We start from the raw sequence: 16,676 nt of genomic DNA on the forward strand, positions 1-16,676 counted from the left end.
CTTGCTGCAATATTGCACATTTGTCGGATATTATCCGACAAAAAACACGCAGGACAGCAAATGCACCGCCCGTTTAGACCGGCTCTTCGACGTCGCTGTACGCCATGTTCGCGAAACGCGACAGATGCCCCTGGAACGCCACTCGCAGGTTCGCCGTCGGGCCGTTACGGTGCTTGGCCACGATCATCTCGGCCTCTCCCAGGCCCGAGACCGCTCCGGGTTCGTAGCTCGACTCGCGGTGCAGCAGAATCACCATGTCGGCATCCTGCTCAATCGAGCCTGACTCACGCAGATCGCTCAGAGCAGGCCGTTTGTCCTGTCGCTGCTCTGGGCCACGGTTCAGCTGCGACAGGGCGACGACCGGCACGTTCAGCTCTTTCGACAGCAGCTTGAGTGCGCGCGAGAACTCACTGACCTCTTGCTGACGCGATTCGACCTTCTTGCCGCTGGTCATCAGCTGCAAGTAGTCGATGACGACGAGCTTCAGGCCGATCTGCTGCTTGAGACGACGGCACTTCGCACGAATCTCGACCAACGTCAGGTTGGGAGAATCGTCCAGATAGAGCGGCGCGTCGTTGATGCGCCCATGCGTCGAAGCGATCGTGGTCCAGTCTTGACCGTCGAGCATGCCCTTGCGCAGCTTCTGCAGCTCGACCCCCGCCTCGGCCGAGAGCAGTCGCATCGCGATCTCGGTCTGCCCCATCTCGAGCGAGAAGAACGCCGTGGGCATATTGTGCGCGATGGCCGCAGAGCGGGCGAAGTCGAGCGCCAGAGTCGACTTTCCGAGACCGGGTCGAGCAGCCACGATGATCAGCTGGCCGGAATGCAGGCCGTTGGTCAGCTTGTCGAGATCGACGAAGCCCGTGGGCACGCCGGTCATCGAGCCGTCGCGCCCCTTGGCCGATTCGATCTCGGCGATGGCCTTCTCGACCGCCGCCGACAGCGGGCTCACGTCTTCGGACTGATCTTTGCCGCCGACCCCGTAGATCTCGGCCTGCGCTTCATTGACCAGATCGGTGACTTCGCCCTCGGCGTTGTAGCCGAGCTGTGCGACGTGCGTCCCAACTTCGACCAGGCGGCGCAGCAGCGACTTCTCTTGGACGATGCGCGCATAGTAACCGGCGTTTGCGGCCGTCGGCACGATGGCGGTCAGCGTGTGCAGGTACTCGATGCCCCCGGCGCGCGAGATCTGTCCGGTCTTGGTCAGCTCGTCGGTCACGGCGATGACGTCGGTCGGCTCGCCCTTCGAGTACAGGTCGAAGATCGCGTTGAAGATGATCTCGTGCTTCGGCTGATAGAAGTCGGTGGCCTTGACCTCTTCGAGAGCGGTTGCCACGGCGTCTTTGTTCAGCAGCATGCCGCCGAGCACCGACTGCTCGCTCAGATCGTCATGCGGCGGAGTGCGGTCGACTCCGGAGAGCGTGCCTGCGAACCCTTCGCCGCGAGACCCACCACGGCGGTCGTCTTTCCAGTCGCCTTTCGAGCGAGACCCACCAGAGGCGTCGCCCGTGATGTTTGCGATGCTCATCATGAGTGGCCTCCTCCGCCGTGCGATCCGTCGCCGTCAGCATGACAGCACCCTGCGACATCGCTCCTCGTGCGGAGCGCCGCACGGTCACACCGTGGTCAGTCGAGGTGGCTGCCCGCACCTCGTCGAGAGACAGCCCGCACCACTCTATGCACCTCAGGCCGAATTGTGCACCCCTCGGGCTGCAGGTTATCCCCATCCACGAAATCTTTCTGTGGATAACCTGGTGAGAACTCTCCCCAACCTGAGCATAACCATGTGAATAACTCGCCTTTTTGTGCACACCCTTCCACAAGTGCGCCGAACTCCCCCGGAATTCCGGGGATTCTCTTGTGGATAACTTCGCACCACAAGTTCACCTGAAGCTCATGTTGAAGGTTTTCCAGCATTTGACAACACCCCGACCAGCGCACTACGGCCTCATTCCACAACGTTTATCCCCAGGTTATCCACAGGCGGATCTCCGTGATTCCGGGCGACGTGCATCGTGAGGCGCAGATCTGCCACACCGGGAGTCGATCGCTGACGAGCCCCAACGACACGCCCGCCCTCAGGTAACGTGATGACATGACTGTCACTCGACGCGGCGAAGTTCGGCGCCATGAGATTCTTCGGCATGCCATCGAGACAATCGCCGAGCGCGGCATCGAGAACACGCGGTTTCAGGACGTGGCCGCGTCGGCGAATGTGTCAATCGGCACAGTGCAGCACTACTTCGGCTCTCGCGACGATCTCATCGACGCAGCGCTCTCGGCGCACACTCTCGCAACGATCAGCGAGATCTGGTCGAACATTCCCGATGCGGGCGACCCCTGGCAGGGGCTGGTGTCGCTGCTGCACGGGTACCGCGTCTCTGGTGACATTCGTCAGCGCGCACGAATCTGGATCTCACTGTCGAACTCCGCCATGAACAATCCCAGACATCGCACGCTGCTCGAGTCGCTCTACTTCGAGTGGGGGCGCCCGTTCATGACGGTCATCCGACGCGGAACAGAAGAGGGAGTCTTTCACCCGCTGATGCCGGTTGAGACCTGCGTCGACATTCTGCTGCGGCTGACAGACGGCTACGCCATGGCCGAGGCGACCAGCCTCACCGGCGGGCCCGCCTTGAGCAGCACGCTCGCCGACCACACCGTTCCCGGGGTCGACGACCGCACAGAAGCGATCTTCGTGGGGCTTGCCGCGGCGTTGGTCGGCAGAAATGCTACGTGAGGGCCGACGCCTTCAGGCAGTCCGACCCTCACGTGCAGACAGCGCTCTCGCCGCGCCCCGGCGACGTTACTCGATGATGCGGTTCAGCGGCCGTCGCAGCAGCAGAAGCAGGCCGCCCAGAACGATGCCCGCGGCGGCGACGATGGTGAAGTACGTGCCGTTCGGAATCGCGGTGAAGAGCTGGCCCAGCAGCCCCGAGAGCGACGAGCCGAGTGCCAGTGAGAGAAAGTTGAGCCCGACCATCTGCGCCTCGAATGACTTCGGACCGATCTTCGTCGCCAGAGCCAGACCGATCGGCCCGACGAACACCTCTGACGAGCCGGCAAGGCACATGAACAAGAGGATCAGCAGCAGCGGAATCGTCGCGTCGCCGGTGACACTCGAGATGAGCAGCAGATAGGCGTACGCGCAGCCGATCTGCATCAGGCCGATGGCGTACTTCGTCGCCGGCTTCGGCTGCCGTTTGCCCAGCCGCTGCCACAGACGCGCAATCAGCGGGGTGATCAGAACAGCGGAGAGCGGGCTCACCATGGTGATCCAGGCGACCGGGAAGGTCCACGACCCGATGTGCAGATCGATGCGTTCGGTCACCAGAATCGAGATCGCGGTGAACTTCTGGAACAGCAGACCGAAGTAGATGCCTGAGAGCAGGAAGAGCGGCAGGAACGCCGCCACCCGGCGCTTCTCGAACGCGGTCACCTTCCGAGACGTCAGCATCACCGCGAAGTACGCGCCAGCGGCGATCAGGGCGATGATCGTCACGATGCTTGAGAGATTCTCAGCATGCAGCAGGCCGGTGAACCAGGCGATTGCGATGACGACGATCGCCGCGGCGATCCATGCGAGGGGAACGAACCGGCGATCGCGCGGCAGCGGGTTGTCGACCTGGCCGGCCCGCTCCGGCAGCCGTTTCATGGAGGGAATGTACTGGACAAGGGCAGCGACCATGCCGATCGCGGCCAGACCGAAGCCGTAGTGAAAGCCCAGCTGATTCTGCGCGAGCCCGGTGAGCAGCGGGCCGACCACGGCGCCCACGTTGATCGCCATGTAGAAGTACGAGAAGCCGGCATCCCGACGACTGGTCTCCTCCCCTTCGAGCATGTAGCCGACGATCGTGGTGATATTGGTTTTGAGAGCACCCGTGCCGACGATGATCAGCACCAGCCCCACACCGAGGCCGGTCAGCCCTGGCAACGCTGCCAGAGCGATGTGCCCTGCGGTAATGACGATGCCGCCGATCAGCACCATGCGCTTCGGAGAGATCAGTCGATCGCCGGCCCAGGCGCCGAGCAGCTGCGCGAGGTATACCGAGCCTCCATAGGCGCCGACGATTCCCGCGGCCGCGGCGGGTGCGATCTCAAGACCGCCCTTGTCCAACGAGTAGAGCAGGTAGAACGAGAGGATCCCTTGGAGCCCGTAGAACGAGAATCGCTCCCAGAGCTCGGTGAAGGCCATCTGCCAGATGCCCTTGGGAATGTGGTCTCGGCGGGAGCCGTGAGGCGCGTCTCCCGGCGGCGTCTGGACGTATGGTGCTGTTGTCATCGTGCGTTCTCCTCGACATTCGGTGCTCGGAGAGGTGGGGGAACCGAGCGGATGGTGCGGGCCCGGACGGCGCCCGCATGCCGCGACTCCGCAACAGGAGCGCGGCGAGCTTGGGGTGGGACGTGACGCCCGTCAGTACGTCGGGGGCGACATTCCCCAGACCACACGCGCCGGCTGGATGCCGGTGCTCTCGACGACTCGATGCGGCTGGCTGCTGCGATAGTGCACCGAGTCGAGCGCTGCGAGGTGGTGCTTCTCGTCTTCGATGAAGACGTCCACCTCGCCTTCGACGACCAGCAGAATCTCTTCTGAGTCTCCGTGCGTGTACATTTCGGGCCCGGTCGAACCGCCGGGATCGAAGCTTCCCAACAGCAGCTCCAGATGGTCGAAGCCTCGAGGGTTCAGCCTGATCTTCGAAGCGCCCTCGCCATAGTGAATGCCCTGGGCGTCTGCGTGGCGCAGCACGGATGACGACTGGTCGCTCTCAGAAGGGGCGAAGATGCTTCCCACTTCGAGTCGAAGCACTGCACAGATGCGCTGCAGCGTCGCCACACTCGCGTTCGACTTGCCGCGTTCGATCTGTGAGAGATGTCCCTCAGTGATTCCAGCCTGAGATGCCACGTCGCTGAGGCGCAGGTGAAGCGCCTGTCTGCGTCGACGGATGCGCATGCCGGCGATGAGCGTGGGATCCTGCTGGTCTGTCATGAGCAGTAGTCAATCCCAGATTCTGCTGAGGCTCAAGAGAATATATTTTTGGTAATACATTTTTTACAATTGACGAACCTTGTCTTTATAAGGGAAAGAGCTTCTTTTGAGGGAGCACACTCCAACATCGTTTGCCAAATTCTCATACGACGGTATTATGCATATCACCTGCTGCTGCCTGGTTTCTCCCCCCTTCCGGGCAGCAGCAGGCCTTCACGTTCCAGTCAGCTTCTGACAAGGGGAACTCTCACGGAGTCGACCACCGGGGCTGCTCCACCAGCCGAAAGCGAAACGATCATGAAGAACGGACACATCTCCTTCTGGATGGATCGAGATCTCGACGGTCTGCAGACGAAGCGTCCGCGCCTCGAAGCCGACCTCGAAACCGACGTCTGCATCGTCGGCGCAGGATTCACCGGCCTGTGGACCGCGTATCTGCTGCAGAGACACGACCCTGCGCTGCGCATTCACATCCTCGAGAGCGACTTCGTCGGCCACGGAGCATCCGGCCGCAACGACGGATGGGTCTCGGCGCTGCTCAGCGCGAATCGCCGCAAACTCGCAGCAGCATCCGGCCGAGACACCGTCATCGAGTTTCAGCGCACGATGATCGAAGCCGTTGACGAGATCATCGACATTCTCAGCGAAGAGAACATCGACGCTCATCAGGTCAAGGGCGGGCATCTGCGCGTGGCGCGCACTCCTGCCGCCCTTGCCCGCCAGGAGGCCTCTCAGCGAAGCGCGCTCGACTGGGGCTACCGCCCCGAGCACATCACCATGCTCAGCCGGCAGGAGGCCGACGAGCGCATCCGCGTCGACGGCACCGTGGGCGGCATGTTCAACACGACGACCGCACGCATCGATCCGTCTCTGCTCGTCACCGGTCTGGCTCGGCTCGTCGAACGCCGAGGCGCAGTCATTCACGAGAACACTCGTGTCGCCGCCGTGGCTGCACACACCGCGCGCACAGCGCAGGGCCAACGAGTGCGAGCACCGTACGTGCTGGTCTGCACTGAGGCATACAGCGGTCAGATCGACGGCATGCCGAAGCGCCGCATCGCACCTGTGAACTCATCGATCGTGATCACCGAGCCGCTCACCGATTCACAGTGGTCGACGATCGGCTGGAACGATGACGAATGCTTCGGCGACTCGGCTCATGTCTTCACCTATGCGCAGCGCACGGCCGACGGCCGCATCGCCATCGGCGGCCGCGGCAAGCCATACCGTTACGGTTCACGAACGGATCACGCCGGCGAGGTCGATGACAAGACCGTGCAGCTGCTGCACAGTCGCCTGACCGAGTACTTTCCCGATGCGGGAGAGATACCGCTTGCACACGCGTGGTGCGGCGTGATCGGCGTCACGCGTGACTGGTGCGCATTCGTCGATCTCGACCAGCAGACCGGCATCGGCACGGCTGGAGGATACGCCGGTCACGGTGTGACCACGGCGTTCGTCGCAGCCAACACCTTGGCCGATCGCATCTGCGGGGTCGACTCCCGATACAGCAGGCTGCCCTGGTTCGGACACCGCCCGCCCCTGTGGGAGCCCGAGCCCGCCAGATGGATCGGCATCACCAGCATGTACGGCCTCTTCGGCGTAGCAGACACCCAAGAGGAGCGGGCGAACGCCGAGCGCACGGCACCCATCGCACGCTTCGCCGCGAAGATCACCGGAATGGACTGATCGGCGCCCCGACGGACACCGACCAGCCACACCGCTGTCAGTCAGAACTGACGGCGACGCCGTCCGGCAACGAGCACGAGTGCACCGATCAGAGTGGCCGTGGCACCGATGCCGAGCACCCAGCCCGATTCCGATCCAGTCTTGGCAAGCGAGCCGTCAGCTGATTTCTGCGGGTGTTCGTCGGTCGGCTGCTGACGATGAGACTCGTCCTCGGCATCAGGTGCCGGCTGATCGGTCGTCTGCGATGGATTCGTCGGGTCTGTGGGTTCCACCGGGATGGTTGGGCCCGTCGGATCAGTGGGGTCAGTCGGATCCGTCGGATCAGTGGGATCCGTGGGCGTGCTCGGCTTCTCTCCGATTGAGAACGTCGTCGCCACCGCACGATGATCGCTCGGCCAGGCGTTCGAGGCCGGATCCGCATCACTCGGGAAGCCGGCGACGACGGTGCTCGAATCCTCGACCGTCAGGCGGCTGCCTGCGAACCAGACGGCGTCGACCCGATCCTGCGGCTCTGCCGCGGCATGCTCTTCGTTTTCGGTGACGAACGCAGACCAAGTGTCACCGGCATCGGCCATCGGGTCTGGATGCACCACACGATACGAATCGGTCAGCTGCGTGCTGCCGGTTCCCACTGCACGCAGTGCAGCCGTCACCGGCCAGTCAACTGCACCGACGCCGCAGTGCTGAGCGGCCGTCGCAGCCGTCCAGTCCTGCCCCGAAGGCGACTCCAGATCGCCGAGCAGCATGAGCGGCGTCTCGTCTGATGCCTTCACATCGTCGGCGAGGCGCGCTGCAACAGCCTGTGCCTGCGCAAAACGTGTGGTCTGTCTCTCTGCCTGTACCAGCGCCGCAGGATCGTGCACACCATCGAAGCAGGCACGGTACGGGCCATACTGCTCATCACTCAGACCCGCCACCCACACACGCACCTCTGTGCCAGCGATGTCTGCGGTCGCGGCTGCGGCAGGGGCATCCGCCGTCGCGTCGGCTTCGTCTGACAGCGGCCAGGCCGACACGAGGCCAAGCCCGTCACTGGCCTGCGAGTGATACCAGCCCAGCGCGTCGGCCAGCTTCGTGGCGACGGTGCCGTCGTCCTCTTGCACACCGACGACGGAGAGGCCGTTGTCGGCGATCGCTTTCAGCTCTTTCGACAACGCATCGTCGACGTTCGCACCGGCGTCCCAGAGATTCCAGGTCGCCGCGACGACCTCGGGGCGCGCATCGGCGGCGATCACCGGCACTGTGACCGTGATCTCGCTGGTGCCGTCGCCGAGCGGCGCGCTGACCGTGGCATCCACGTAGCTGCCGACCTCGTCGGCCGGGGCAGTGCCGCTGACCACGCCGTCGTCGCTCACCGACAGCCAGTCCGGGCCGTCAGTCTTCTCGAACTTCGCCGGAGCCTCGCCATGCCACAGTCCCGCGGCACGCAGTCGCACATCGCTGCCAGCGGGAGTCTGCGGGGTATAGAAGGCGTCGGTCACGAAACCGTCAGGCAGCTGCGTGCCGGTGTGTGGGCCGGTGCTTGCCTTCACCTGGACATTGTCGATCATCCAGTACCAGTTGTTGCTGCTGTTCAGATACTGCCAGCCGAACTTGACGGTGTGTGCCCCGGCGCCGAGCTCGACATACTTGGTCACGGTCTCGTTGAAGCGATCGGCTGAGTAGTCGTCAATGCTGACCGGTTGCGCACCATCGATGCTCGCCACCAGGTGTGCCGGCGAGTTCTGTCCGCTTCGGTACTGGCTGTCGAAGGTGATTTGCGCATACGGCTTCTTGCCGTCGAACTGATAGGTGGGCGACCACAGCGTCGAGCTGAACTTGCCGCTGGTCGGTTTGTTGCCGTCCGACTCGACGACTGCGACCGACCCCTGAGCCTTGGTGAACTCCGAGAATCGACCGTTCGACCCCCAGGTGGAGTCGATCTCGTCGAGGCTGTGCGCACTCCATCCGTCCCAGCCGGGTTTCATGCCGTCTGTGTTGACGTCGTTCTTCGTCCAGCCACCCACCTGGTTCGGCATGGCCGGCGTGAAATCGGCGACCTTCGTGCTGGACAAAGGCTTGACGTGCACATTGTCGATCATCCAGTACCAGTTGTTATTGCTCTTGAGATACTCCCAGCCGAACTTGACCCTGTGGGTGCCGGGAGCAAGGTTCACCGTCTTGGCGACGGTCTCATTCGAACGCGTGTCGGCGAACTCGTCCAGAGCGGTCGGATCGCCGCCGTCGACGCTCACCAGCAGATGCGCCGGCGGGTTCTGTCCCTGACGATACTGACTGTCGAAGGCGATCTGCACCGCTTCGACATCAGTGAAGCTGTATTCGGGGCTCCACAGAGTGGAGCTGAAGGCACCGCTCGACGGCGAGTTTTGATCCGATTCGACGATGGCTACCTGTCCCTGTGCTTTCGTGAAGTCGGTGTACTTGCCGCCCGCGCCCCACTTCTTGACCGTCTCGTCCAGCGTGTGGAACGTCCATCCGTCCCAGCCGTCCTTCATCCCGGCGGTGTTGACGTCGGTCTTGGTCCAGCCTGCCGGCATCTGCGTGGCGGCGGGAGTGGTGAAGTCCTGATCGAGTGAGGGGTCGGCCGAGGCCGTCGTGCTGGGGGCGAGGAGCATGCCGAGCAATGCGGCGAGAGCTGCCCCGACCACGCTCAGGCGCGTGGCCTGGTGCGTTCGTCGGCGTTTGGTGAGTGAGAATTGCATTTCAGAGTTCTCCTGGTTCGCTGTCGTGATTCGTGGGATGTCCGCGGATGCGAGCTCAGGCCGAGATCTCGGCGACACGGCCCGCATAGCGGTGCTTCCACCCGGTGCCGCTGTCTGCGGTGATGACGACGTCGTAGTAGCCGTTCTTCGTGGGCCAGGTGATGGTCTGGCTCTGGTCATGTGCGACACGCACCGACTGCGTGCGCCCGTCGTAGTCGTTCGCAGTGAGCGTGAACTTCACTGGGCGACGTCCGTCATTGTGCAGAGTGATGCGCACACCGGCTTTTGCACCCGACACGAGTTCGACGTCTGCGCGCGGTACGCCTCCCGTGTTCTGGCCGGCCGGGATGACCGTGCCCGCATGCGAGCGCACGAAGCCGTCGGGGCCGTAGACGCTGAAGGCGTATCGGCCATCAGACTTCGACACATCCACCTTGTGAGTGCGCGGCTGGTCAGCCGTGACCGTGTATGGGGTGTTCGAGAACTCCGCATACTTGTCGGGGAAGGCCTGCAGGCTGACGCCCTTGCCTCGGGCTCCGCCTGCGAACGACAGGTTCGCCTGAACGGTGCCGTGTGCACGATCCTCGCTGAACGTACCGTGCGCCTGAAACGCCAGCGGACGATGCTGCAGCTCAGCGACCGCCGACCACTTGTGCTCTTCAGGAACCTGCTCGGTGAAAGTCGCCTTCGGGTCGTTGTCCGCGATGTAGATCAGTGCCGAGGTGTCTGGCAGCGACGGGGTGTCGACGATCGGGTGGGCGAAGTCGATCGCACTGGTCAGGTCGCCGCTGATGGTGCGCCGCCAGTCGGTGATGTTCGAGCTCTTGGCCGGCTTGCCTCGCGAGGCCGTCCACTGCTCGAGAAAGCGGATGACCGAAGTGTGGTCGAAGACCTCGGAGCAGACCCAGCCGCCGCGCGTCCAGGGCGAGACGAGGATCATCGGCACTCGCGCACCGTATCCGATCGGCGTGGTGTCCGAGAACTCGCCCTTGGTGCCGGGCTCAGGCCGCGGCGGCAGCACGTGATCGAAGTAGCCGTCGTTCTCGTCGAAGGTCAGAATGAAGAGCGTGCTCTTCCAGAGCTCGGGATTGCTCTGCAGCGTCTGGATGACCTTGTTCGTGAAGTGTGCTCCGTGCTCGGGGTTGGCCGAGGGATGCTCGCACCACTTGTACGGGGCTACCACCCATGAGACCTCGGGCAGTGGGAACTCGGCGTCGGGTTTGCAGGCGTCGATGAATTTCTTCAGCACGCCGTTCAGGTTTTCGTCCGAATCGTTGTTGGGCGCGCCCGACGCCTTGTACGGCTCGCCGCCGGCACGCCAGATGATGCCCTCACCGGGCTTGTTCTTCTCGGCGTCTGCCCGATTCGCGAGATCCTTCGCGCTGCTGCCGTTCGTGGTGAAGTTCGCGAAGCCGCGAATCGGGTTGTCGGTATAGTCGCCGACCCAGCTCGAACCGTTGCCGCTGTTGTCGACGTAGATGCGCCAGCTGACCCCGGCTTTCTGCAGCTGTTCGGGGTAGGTCTCCCACGCCTTGTCTCCGTTCGATTCGCCGCCGTTTCCAGTGCCGCCGTTCGACATTCCGCTCCAGAGGTAGAGACGGTTCGGCGTCGTGGGGCCAGCCACAGAGCAGTGGTTCATGTCACAGATCGTGTACGCGCTGGCGAGTGAATACTGCCAGGGCATCTCATCACCGGTGAGGTAGTTCATGGTGCTGTCGCCCTTGGCGGCGATCCACCCGTTGTATCGGCCCTCGTTCCACGCCTTGGTGCCACCGGCATACGAGTGATCGAGTCCGGTTTCCATCCCGGCCACAGTCGTCACATGTGTGGGCCTCACGAATGACGTTCCCTTGGGCTGCGAGAAGACATCTGTGCCGTTCTGAAAGCGCAGCGCCTGCTTGTCGTCATGCCCGCGCACACCGGGCAGCGAACCGTAGTAGTGGTCGAACGAGCGATTCTCCTGCATGAGGATCACCACATGTTTGAGATCTGACATGTCTCCGGCGAAACCGGTGGGCAGCTGGTATCCCTCGGCAGCCTGAGCGAGCGGCGATCCGACGCCGCCCAGGCGCCCCATGACCGCAGCACCGCCCATCAGGCCGAGCGTCTGCAGCACTTGACGTCGTGAGAACCCGCGCTTCAGCAGATTCTCGGGAACCAGCTCGGGGCGATCGAAGGGTTCTGGCTCGAAGGGAACAGGGGTCGAAGACACGGGTACTCCTTGGGGATGGATGACTCAGTGCGCAGCTTCTGCCGCACGAACGCTATGCAAGAAGTCGCGGATGAAGTCGCGGTGAACATGCGGTTATGCCTCGGTACCGTTCGGGTGCTGCAGCCGCAGATGAGGGTCCGACTGCGCACAGCAGGCCTGATCGCCCCGACTCTGGGGGTCTTCTCGACAGCGATTCGGCGGATGTCGCGTGTCGTCGCGTCGTTCGCCACGCGTCGTCCGTCTGCCGATTCGGTCGGCGGCCTAGGCTGTTGTCATGACAGGTTCTGGCCGCCCCTCTCCCACAGACACTCCGCCCCTGCACGAGCAGGTCTATCTGGTGCTTCGCGAACGCATCCAGAACGGCACCTGGGCCGAAGGCGAGCGTGTGCCGACCGAGAAGGCACTGATGAGCCAGTTCGGTGTCTCTCGCGCGACCATTCGACAGGCGTTCAGCCAGCTGCGTGCCGAGGGCGCCGTCGTGGGCGGTCGAGGTGCACCGCCACGTGTGCACCGTGTGATCCCGGGGCAGTCGTTCGATACGTTTATGTCGTTCACTGAGTGGGCGAACAGCCTGGGGCGCACACCAGACCAACACGTGGTCGACACTGCGCGGCGAGCGGCAGGCGAGACGGTCGCCCGCGAACTCGGCATCGCCGTCGGCGACCCGGTGGTGACGAACATCCGGGCGCGATATCTCGACGGCGAACCCGCCATGCTCGAGCGTTCGTGGTTTCCCCTGCGCGTCGGGCTGCACCTGCTGACCGCAGACCTCGATCACGCCAGCATCTACCAGACGCTGCGCGCGGTGCGCATCACTCCGGTGCGGGCGCGACATCGCATCGATGCCGTCGCAGCGCACCAGCTCGACGCCGAGTGGCTTGAGATCGACCGTGGAGCTCCACTGCTGCGATCACGTCGAGTCTCATACGATGGGCAGAACCGCGCCATTGAATACGCTGACGATCGCTATCTGCCTGCGACGGCCGCCTTCGTCATCGAGAACTCGGTCGATCGCAGCTCACCGTCGACGCACCTGGCCACCGCCGGCTGAGCCTGGGCGCCCACTGAGCTCAGGCGTCCAGTGCAGTGAGCGTCTCATCGAGAGTCGTGCATGCCCGGTCGATGTCGCGCATGTCGAACACCAGCGGTGGCCGCAGCTTCAGCACGTTGCCGGCGGCGCCGGCCACCGAGGTGAGCAGCCGACGCTCCCGCAGCCCTTCGAGCACGGCCAGGGCCAGCGCACCGTCGGCTGTCTGCCCATCAGCCGGTGACACGATGTCGACACCGGTGTAGAGCCCCACCCCGCGCACCTCGCCGACGCCGGCATGCCGCTCGGCGACGCGACGCAGCTCGGTGCGCAGCCGCTCGCCGACCTGCAGCGCGTGCTGCTGCAGATCACGGGTCTGAATCTCGTGCAGCACTGCGAGCGCCGCGGCCATTGACACCGGGCTGCCGCCGAATGTGTTGAAATAGGGCAGCCGATCGCTGAACGCCGAGAGCACCTCGTCGCGAGCGAAGAGCCCGGAGACCGGGATGCCGTTCCCCATCGGCTTGCCCGTGGTTATCACGTCGGGCACCACGCCGTGACGGGCGAATCCCCAGAACGCCTCACCGGTGCGTGCGAATCCGGGCTGCACCTCGTCGGCGATGAACACGCCGCCGTGTCGGTGCACGACATCGACCGCCGGGGCCAGCCAGCCGGCCTGGCCGGGGTGCACGCCGTCTGACGAGAAGATCGAATCAGCCAGAAATCCGGCGAACCGCACACCGTGCGATTCGAGGTCGTCGATCGCCTTCTCAATCTCGTGGGCGAAGGCCTGCCCCGAGTTCTCTCGGGCCAGTGAGCCGGGGCCGCCCATGGCATCCGCTGACGGCACGCGCACCCGACGGCACGCAGCGTCGAGCGGCTGCCCACCGCCCAGCGCCGGCGAGTGCCGAGAAGTGAGATCGGTATTGCCGTGATAGGCCTCGGACGACACGATGATGCCGGTGCCGCCGCTGTATTCGCGTGCGACCCGAATGGCCAGATCGTTTGCCTCTGAACCGGTGCACATATACATTGCGCGCGTGATCTCACTCGGCATCGTCGCCAGAATCTGCTCGGAGTAGTCGACGATGTTCTCGTGCGCATAGCGAGTGTGCGTGTTGATGCGCATCATCTGGTCAGCGACGGCCCGCGCGACCGTGGGGTTCGCGTGGCCGACGCTCGCGACGTTGTTGTACATGTCGAGGTACTTCGCCCCGGCGGCGTCCCAGAGATACTGGCCCTCTCCGCGAACGAGATGCACCGGGTGCTGATAGAACAGCCGGTAGGCTCCTCCGAGCACGGTCAGGCGACGCTCAACCAGCTGGCGGGTCTCGCCGTCGAGCAGGTCAAGGGCGTCGGCGCTGAAGCTGTTCGTGTCCATGATGGTCGATTTGCTGGTCATGAGTCTCTCTCTCGGCGGGCCGCGGGCTCAGATGAGCACACACGCCGACCAGTCAACCGAGCGCCGATGTCTGGCAGGTGAACGAACGCCGACCGACGGGCATCCGATGCTCTGCAGCGGCCCGTCAGTGGGGCCAGGTGTGCGCATCAGGCCGTTGCGGCTCCTGCGGCCGCGATCTCGAACACGATGGTGTCAGGCAGGTAGCGGTCTTCGCCCACCTCGACGACACGACCGTCTCGCGAGAACGTGACGCGACGCACCTGCAGCAGCGGGCTGCTTCTGCGCACGCCGAGCAGTCTCGAGTCTGCGCTCGAGGCCGCGACCGCCTCGATGCGGTGCTGCCCGTAGACGACATGGAGACCATGGTCGCGCAGCGTCGCAGTCGTCGATACGACGTCGTCGGGGACGTCGCGAATCAGGGGCAGCACCCACGGCGCCCACGTCGAACGCTCGATCATCACAGTGCGCTCCTGGAGCGTGCGCACACGGGTCATGCGAAGCACAGAGTCATCGATGTGCGTGCGCAGCATGCGTGCCTCGCGCACGTTCGCCTTTGTCTGCTCACGACTGACGATGCGTCCGCCAGGAGCGAGTCCACGATCTCGCGCCCACTGCGCGAACGAGCGCATCTGATCGAAGCCCTGTGTCTGCTGCGTCTGGGCGACGAACCAGCCGCTGCCGCGTCTGACCATGATGAGCCCACGACGTTCCAGTGCCGCCAAAGCATTGCGCACGGTCTTGCGCGAGACACGATAGTCATCACCGAGCGTCTGTTCTGAGGGCAGCCGGCTGCCGACCAGGAATTCACCGTCAAGAATGCGCCGACGAAGATCTGCGGCGACGCCTGAATACCGAGACATGAGTCGATCGCGACCTTCTGAGATGGGCGGGACGATGCACTGTGCGTCGTTCAATTGGTCTTTCCCCGAGCCTGCGCGGCCAGAGTATCACCGCTGCGTCCGCCGTTTGAAAACGACGCAGGGCCCTGCCCCCTCGAGAGGGTGCAGGGCCCTGCGCGCCACGTGAAGCGGGCAGTCAGCTCAGACAGAGCATCCTGCGGCGCTCACCACGGCGAGGTCACTTCTTGGCGATGACCTGCAGCGTGATGTCTGCGACGACGTCCGGGTGCAGTTTGAGCTGCGCCTTGTGGTCACCGGTCGCCTTGATCGGATCGGCGATGACGATGCGCTTGCGGTCGACCTTGCCGATGCCGGCGGCTTCAATCGCCTCGGCGATGTCGGCGGGCTTCACCGCACCGAAGAGACGGCCTTCGCGGCCGGCCTTCGTCTCGAGGCGCACGCGCACGTTCTCGATGCGCAGCTTGAGGTCTTTGGCCTCTTCGATGGTCGCGAGCTCGCGAGCGGCACGAGCCGCGCGAATCTGCTCGACCTGCTTGGCGCCGCCGGCGCTCCAAGCGACGGCGTAGCCGTGCGGCAGCAGGTAGTTGCGCGCGTAGCCAGCCTTGACGTCGACGATGTCACCGGCAGTGCCGAGTCCGTCGACTTCCTGGGTCAGAATGAGTTTCGACATTGTGTTTCAGTCCCTTTCGCTTCTCGCGCCTCAGTGGCGGCCCGCGCCGGAGTACGGCAGCAGAGCGAGTTCACGGGCGTTCTTGACAGCGCGTGCGATCAGGCGCTGCTCCTGCACGCTCACACCGGTGATGCGGCGTGAGCGAATCTTGCCGCGCTCCGACACGAACTTGCGCAGGGTGTTGACATCTTTGTAGTCGACGACGTCGACGCGAATCACCTTGGAGGGCACAACCTTCTGGTTGAGCTTGGCGTTGCGCGCGGCCTTGGCGCGCGCTGCTCCCTTACCAGCCATTTTCTACTTCTTTCTGAGTTCTTGAAACTGTGTGTTGCGGATGCCGGGTCGCCCCTGCCTCCGCGCTGTCGGCCCGCCGATCGGCTGCCCGGTCGTCTGGCCTGCCTGTCGAGACATGGCAGATGTCGGATTCTCGCGCCGAAACATGCCACATGGCATGACTCGATGTGGGAAGTGCCCGACCGCCCTGTCTGAGACCGGCTTAGAACGGAGTGTCGTCGAGGTTGACGCCCGGCTGATTCCAGCCGTCGCCGCTCGAGACGGGCTCGCCCCATGCGTCGCCGCCGGGCTGACCGCCGCGGTTCTGACCACCCGGGTTCTGACCGCCTTGACCGCCGGCAGGCTGTGCCGACTGACCGCCGAAGCCGCCCTGACCGCCCTGCTGGCCGTAGCCGCCCTGACCGCCGCCAACCTGGCCGCCGCCCTGGTTGCTCTGGCCGCCGCCGAAGCCGCCCTGGCCACCACCACGAGCGACGCGCTCGACCTGAGCCGTCGCATAGCGCAGCGACGGACCGACCTCATCGATGTCGAGTTCGTAGCTGGTGCGGTTGTTGCCTTCACGATCCTGGTATGACCGCTGGCGCAGCCGACCCTGGGCGATGACGCGCATGCCCTTGGTCAGGCTCTTCGCGACGTGCTCTGCGAAGTCACGCCACACGCTCGCACGAAGGAACAGCGCATCGCCGTCCTTCCACTCACCCGAGGCGCGATCGAAGCTGCGCGGGGTCGAGGCGATCGTGAATGACGCCACTGCGACACCGTTCTGGGTGTAGCGCAGCTCAGGGTCGCCGGTCAGGTTGCCGACGACCGTGATGACGGTCTCGCCAGCCATG

The 16,676-nt window shown here is 64.2% G+C and carries 13 protein-coding genes; 3 read left to right on the plus strand and 10 right to left on the minus strand.

Annotation, left to right across the window (positions count from 1 at the left end; all coding sequences use genetic code 11):
- Positions 1 to 73: 73 nt before the first annotated feature.
- Positions 74 to 1,528, minus strand: coding sequence for a replicative DNA helicase (gene dnaB, locus F8O06_RS11285; RefSeq protein WP_158031742.1), 1,455 nt, complete (start codon positions 1,526 to 1,528; stop codon positions 74 to 76).
- Positions 1,529 to 2,095: 567 nt separating this feature from the next.
- On the opposite strand from dnaB, the gene F8O06_RS11290 reads away from it, so the two are divergent.
- Positions 2,096 to 2,740 carry a TetR/AcrR family transcriptional regulator gene (locus F8O06_RS11290; RefSeq protein ID WP_158038646.1) on the plus strand — a complete coding sequence of 215 codons (645 nt, stop codon included), beginning with the start codon at positions 2,096 to 2,098 and terminating at the stop codon, positions 2,738 to 2,740.
- A 66-nt stretch (positions 2,741 to 2,806) separates the two neighbouring features.
- Here the strand turns inward: F8O06_RS11290 and F8O06_RS11295 are convergent, their stop codons facing one another.
- Both F8O06_RS11295 and F8O06_RS11300 read right to left on the minus strand, forming a co-directional pair.
- On the minus strand, positions 2,807 to 4,282 hold the full coding sequence (locus F8O06_RS11295; RefSeq protein ID WP_158038647.1) for a peptide MFS transporter: 1,476 nt from the start codon (positions 4,280 to 4,282) through the stop codon (positions 2,807 to 2,809).
- Positions 4,283 to 4,414: 132 nt separating this feature from the next.
- Positions 4,415 to 4,987, minus strand: a complete 573-nt coding sequence (locus tag F8O06_RS11300) for a cupin domain-containing protein (protein ID WP_158030526.1) — start codon at positions 4,985 to 4,987, stop codon at positions 4,415 to 4,417.
- 297 nt (positions 4,988 to 5,284) lie between these two features.
- Between F8O06_RS11300 and F8O06_RS11305 the strand changes: the two genes are divergently transcribed.
- Positions 5,285 to 6,676, plus strand: a complete 1,392-nt coding sequence (locus F8O06_RS11305) for an NAD(P)/FAD-dependent oxidoreductase (protein WP_158038648.1) — start codon at positions 5,285 to 5,287, stop codon at positions 6,674 to 6,676.
- Positions 6,677 to 6,717: 41 nt separating this feature from the next.
- On the opposite strand, the gene F8O06_RS11310 is transcribed toward F8O06_RS11305, so the two are convergent.
- Positions 6,718 to 9,378, minus strand: a complete 2,661-nt coding sequence (locus F8O06_RS11310) for an LPXTG cell wall anchor domain-containing protein (protein WP_158038649.1) — start codon at positions 9,376 to 9,378, stop codon at positions 6,718 to 6,720.
- Between the two features lie 55 nt (positions 9,379 to 9,433).
- Positions 9,434 to 11,590: an alkaline phosphatase family protein gene (locus F8O06_RS11315; RefSeq protein ID WP_158038650.1), complete on the minus strand. Its 2,157-nt coding sequence runs from the start codon at positions 11,588 to 11,590 to the stop codon at positions 9,434 to 9,436.
- A 274-nt stretch (positions 11,591 to 11,864) separates the two neighbouring features.
- Here F8O06_RS11315 and F8O06_RS11320 point away from each other — a divergent pair, with 274 nt between their 5' ends.
- Positions 11,865 to 12,641, plus strand: coding sequence for a GntR family transcriptional regulator (locus tag F8O06_RS11320; protein WP_158038651.1), 777 nt, complete (start codon positions 11,865 to 11,867; stop codon positions 12,639 to 12,641).
- Positions 12,642 to 12,660: 19 nt separating this feature from the next.
- Here F8O06_RS11320 and F8O06_RS11325 read toward each other — a convergent pair whose 3' ends face one another.
- The 5 genes from F8O06_RS11325 to F8O06_RS11345 form a co-directional block, all read right to left on the minus strand.
- Complete coding sequence (locus F8O06_RS11325; protein ID WP_158038652.1) at positions 12,661 to 14,019, minus strand: aspartate aminotransferase family protein; 1,359 nt, start codon at positions 14,017 to 14,019, stop codon at positions 12,661 to 12,663.
- Positions 14,020 to 14,165: 146 nt separating this feature from the next.
- Positions 14,166 to 14,879 carry a GntR family transcriptional regulator gene (locus F8O06_RS11330; protein ID WP_158038653.1) on the minus strand — a complete coding sequence of 238 codons (714 nt, stop codon included), beginning with the start codon at positions 14,877 to 14,879 and terminating at the stop codon, positions 14,166 to 14,168.
- A gap of 217 nt (positions 14,880 to 15,096) precedes the next feature.
- Positions 15,097 to 15,549 carry a 50S ribosomal protein L9 gene (gene rplI / locus F8O06_RS11335; protein ID WP_158030522.1) on the minus strand — a complete coding sequence of 151 codons (453 nt, stop codon included), beginning with the start codon at positions 15,547 to 15,549 and terminating at the stop codon, positions 15,097 to 15,099.
- Positions 15,550 to 15,579: 30 nt separating this feature from the next.
- On the minus strand, positions 15,580 to 15,843 hold the full coding sequence (gene rpsR, locus F8O06_RS11340) for a 30S ribosomal protein S18 (protein ID WP_158030521.1): 264 nt from the start codon (positions 15,841 to 15,843) through the stop codon (positions 15,580 to 15,582).
- Positions 15,844 to 16,045: 202 nt separating this feature from the next.
- Entirely contained in the window at positions 16,046 to 16,675 is a 630-nt protein-coding gene (locus F8O06_RS11345) for a single-stranded DNA-binding protein (protein WP_158038654.1), read from the minus strand.
- Between the last annotated feature and the right edge of the window lies 1 nt (position 16,676).

It is taken from the genome of Pseudoclavibacter sp. CFCC 14310, from assembly GCF_008831165.1.
Classification (GTDB): domain Bacteria; phylum Actinomycetota; class Actinomycetes; order Actinomycetales; family Microbacteriaceae; genus Pseudoclavibacter_A.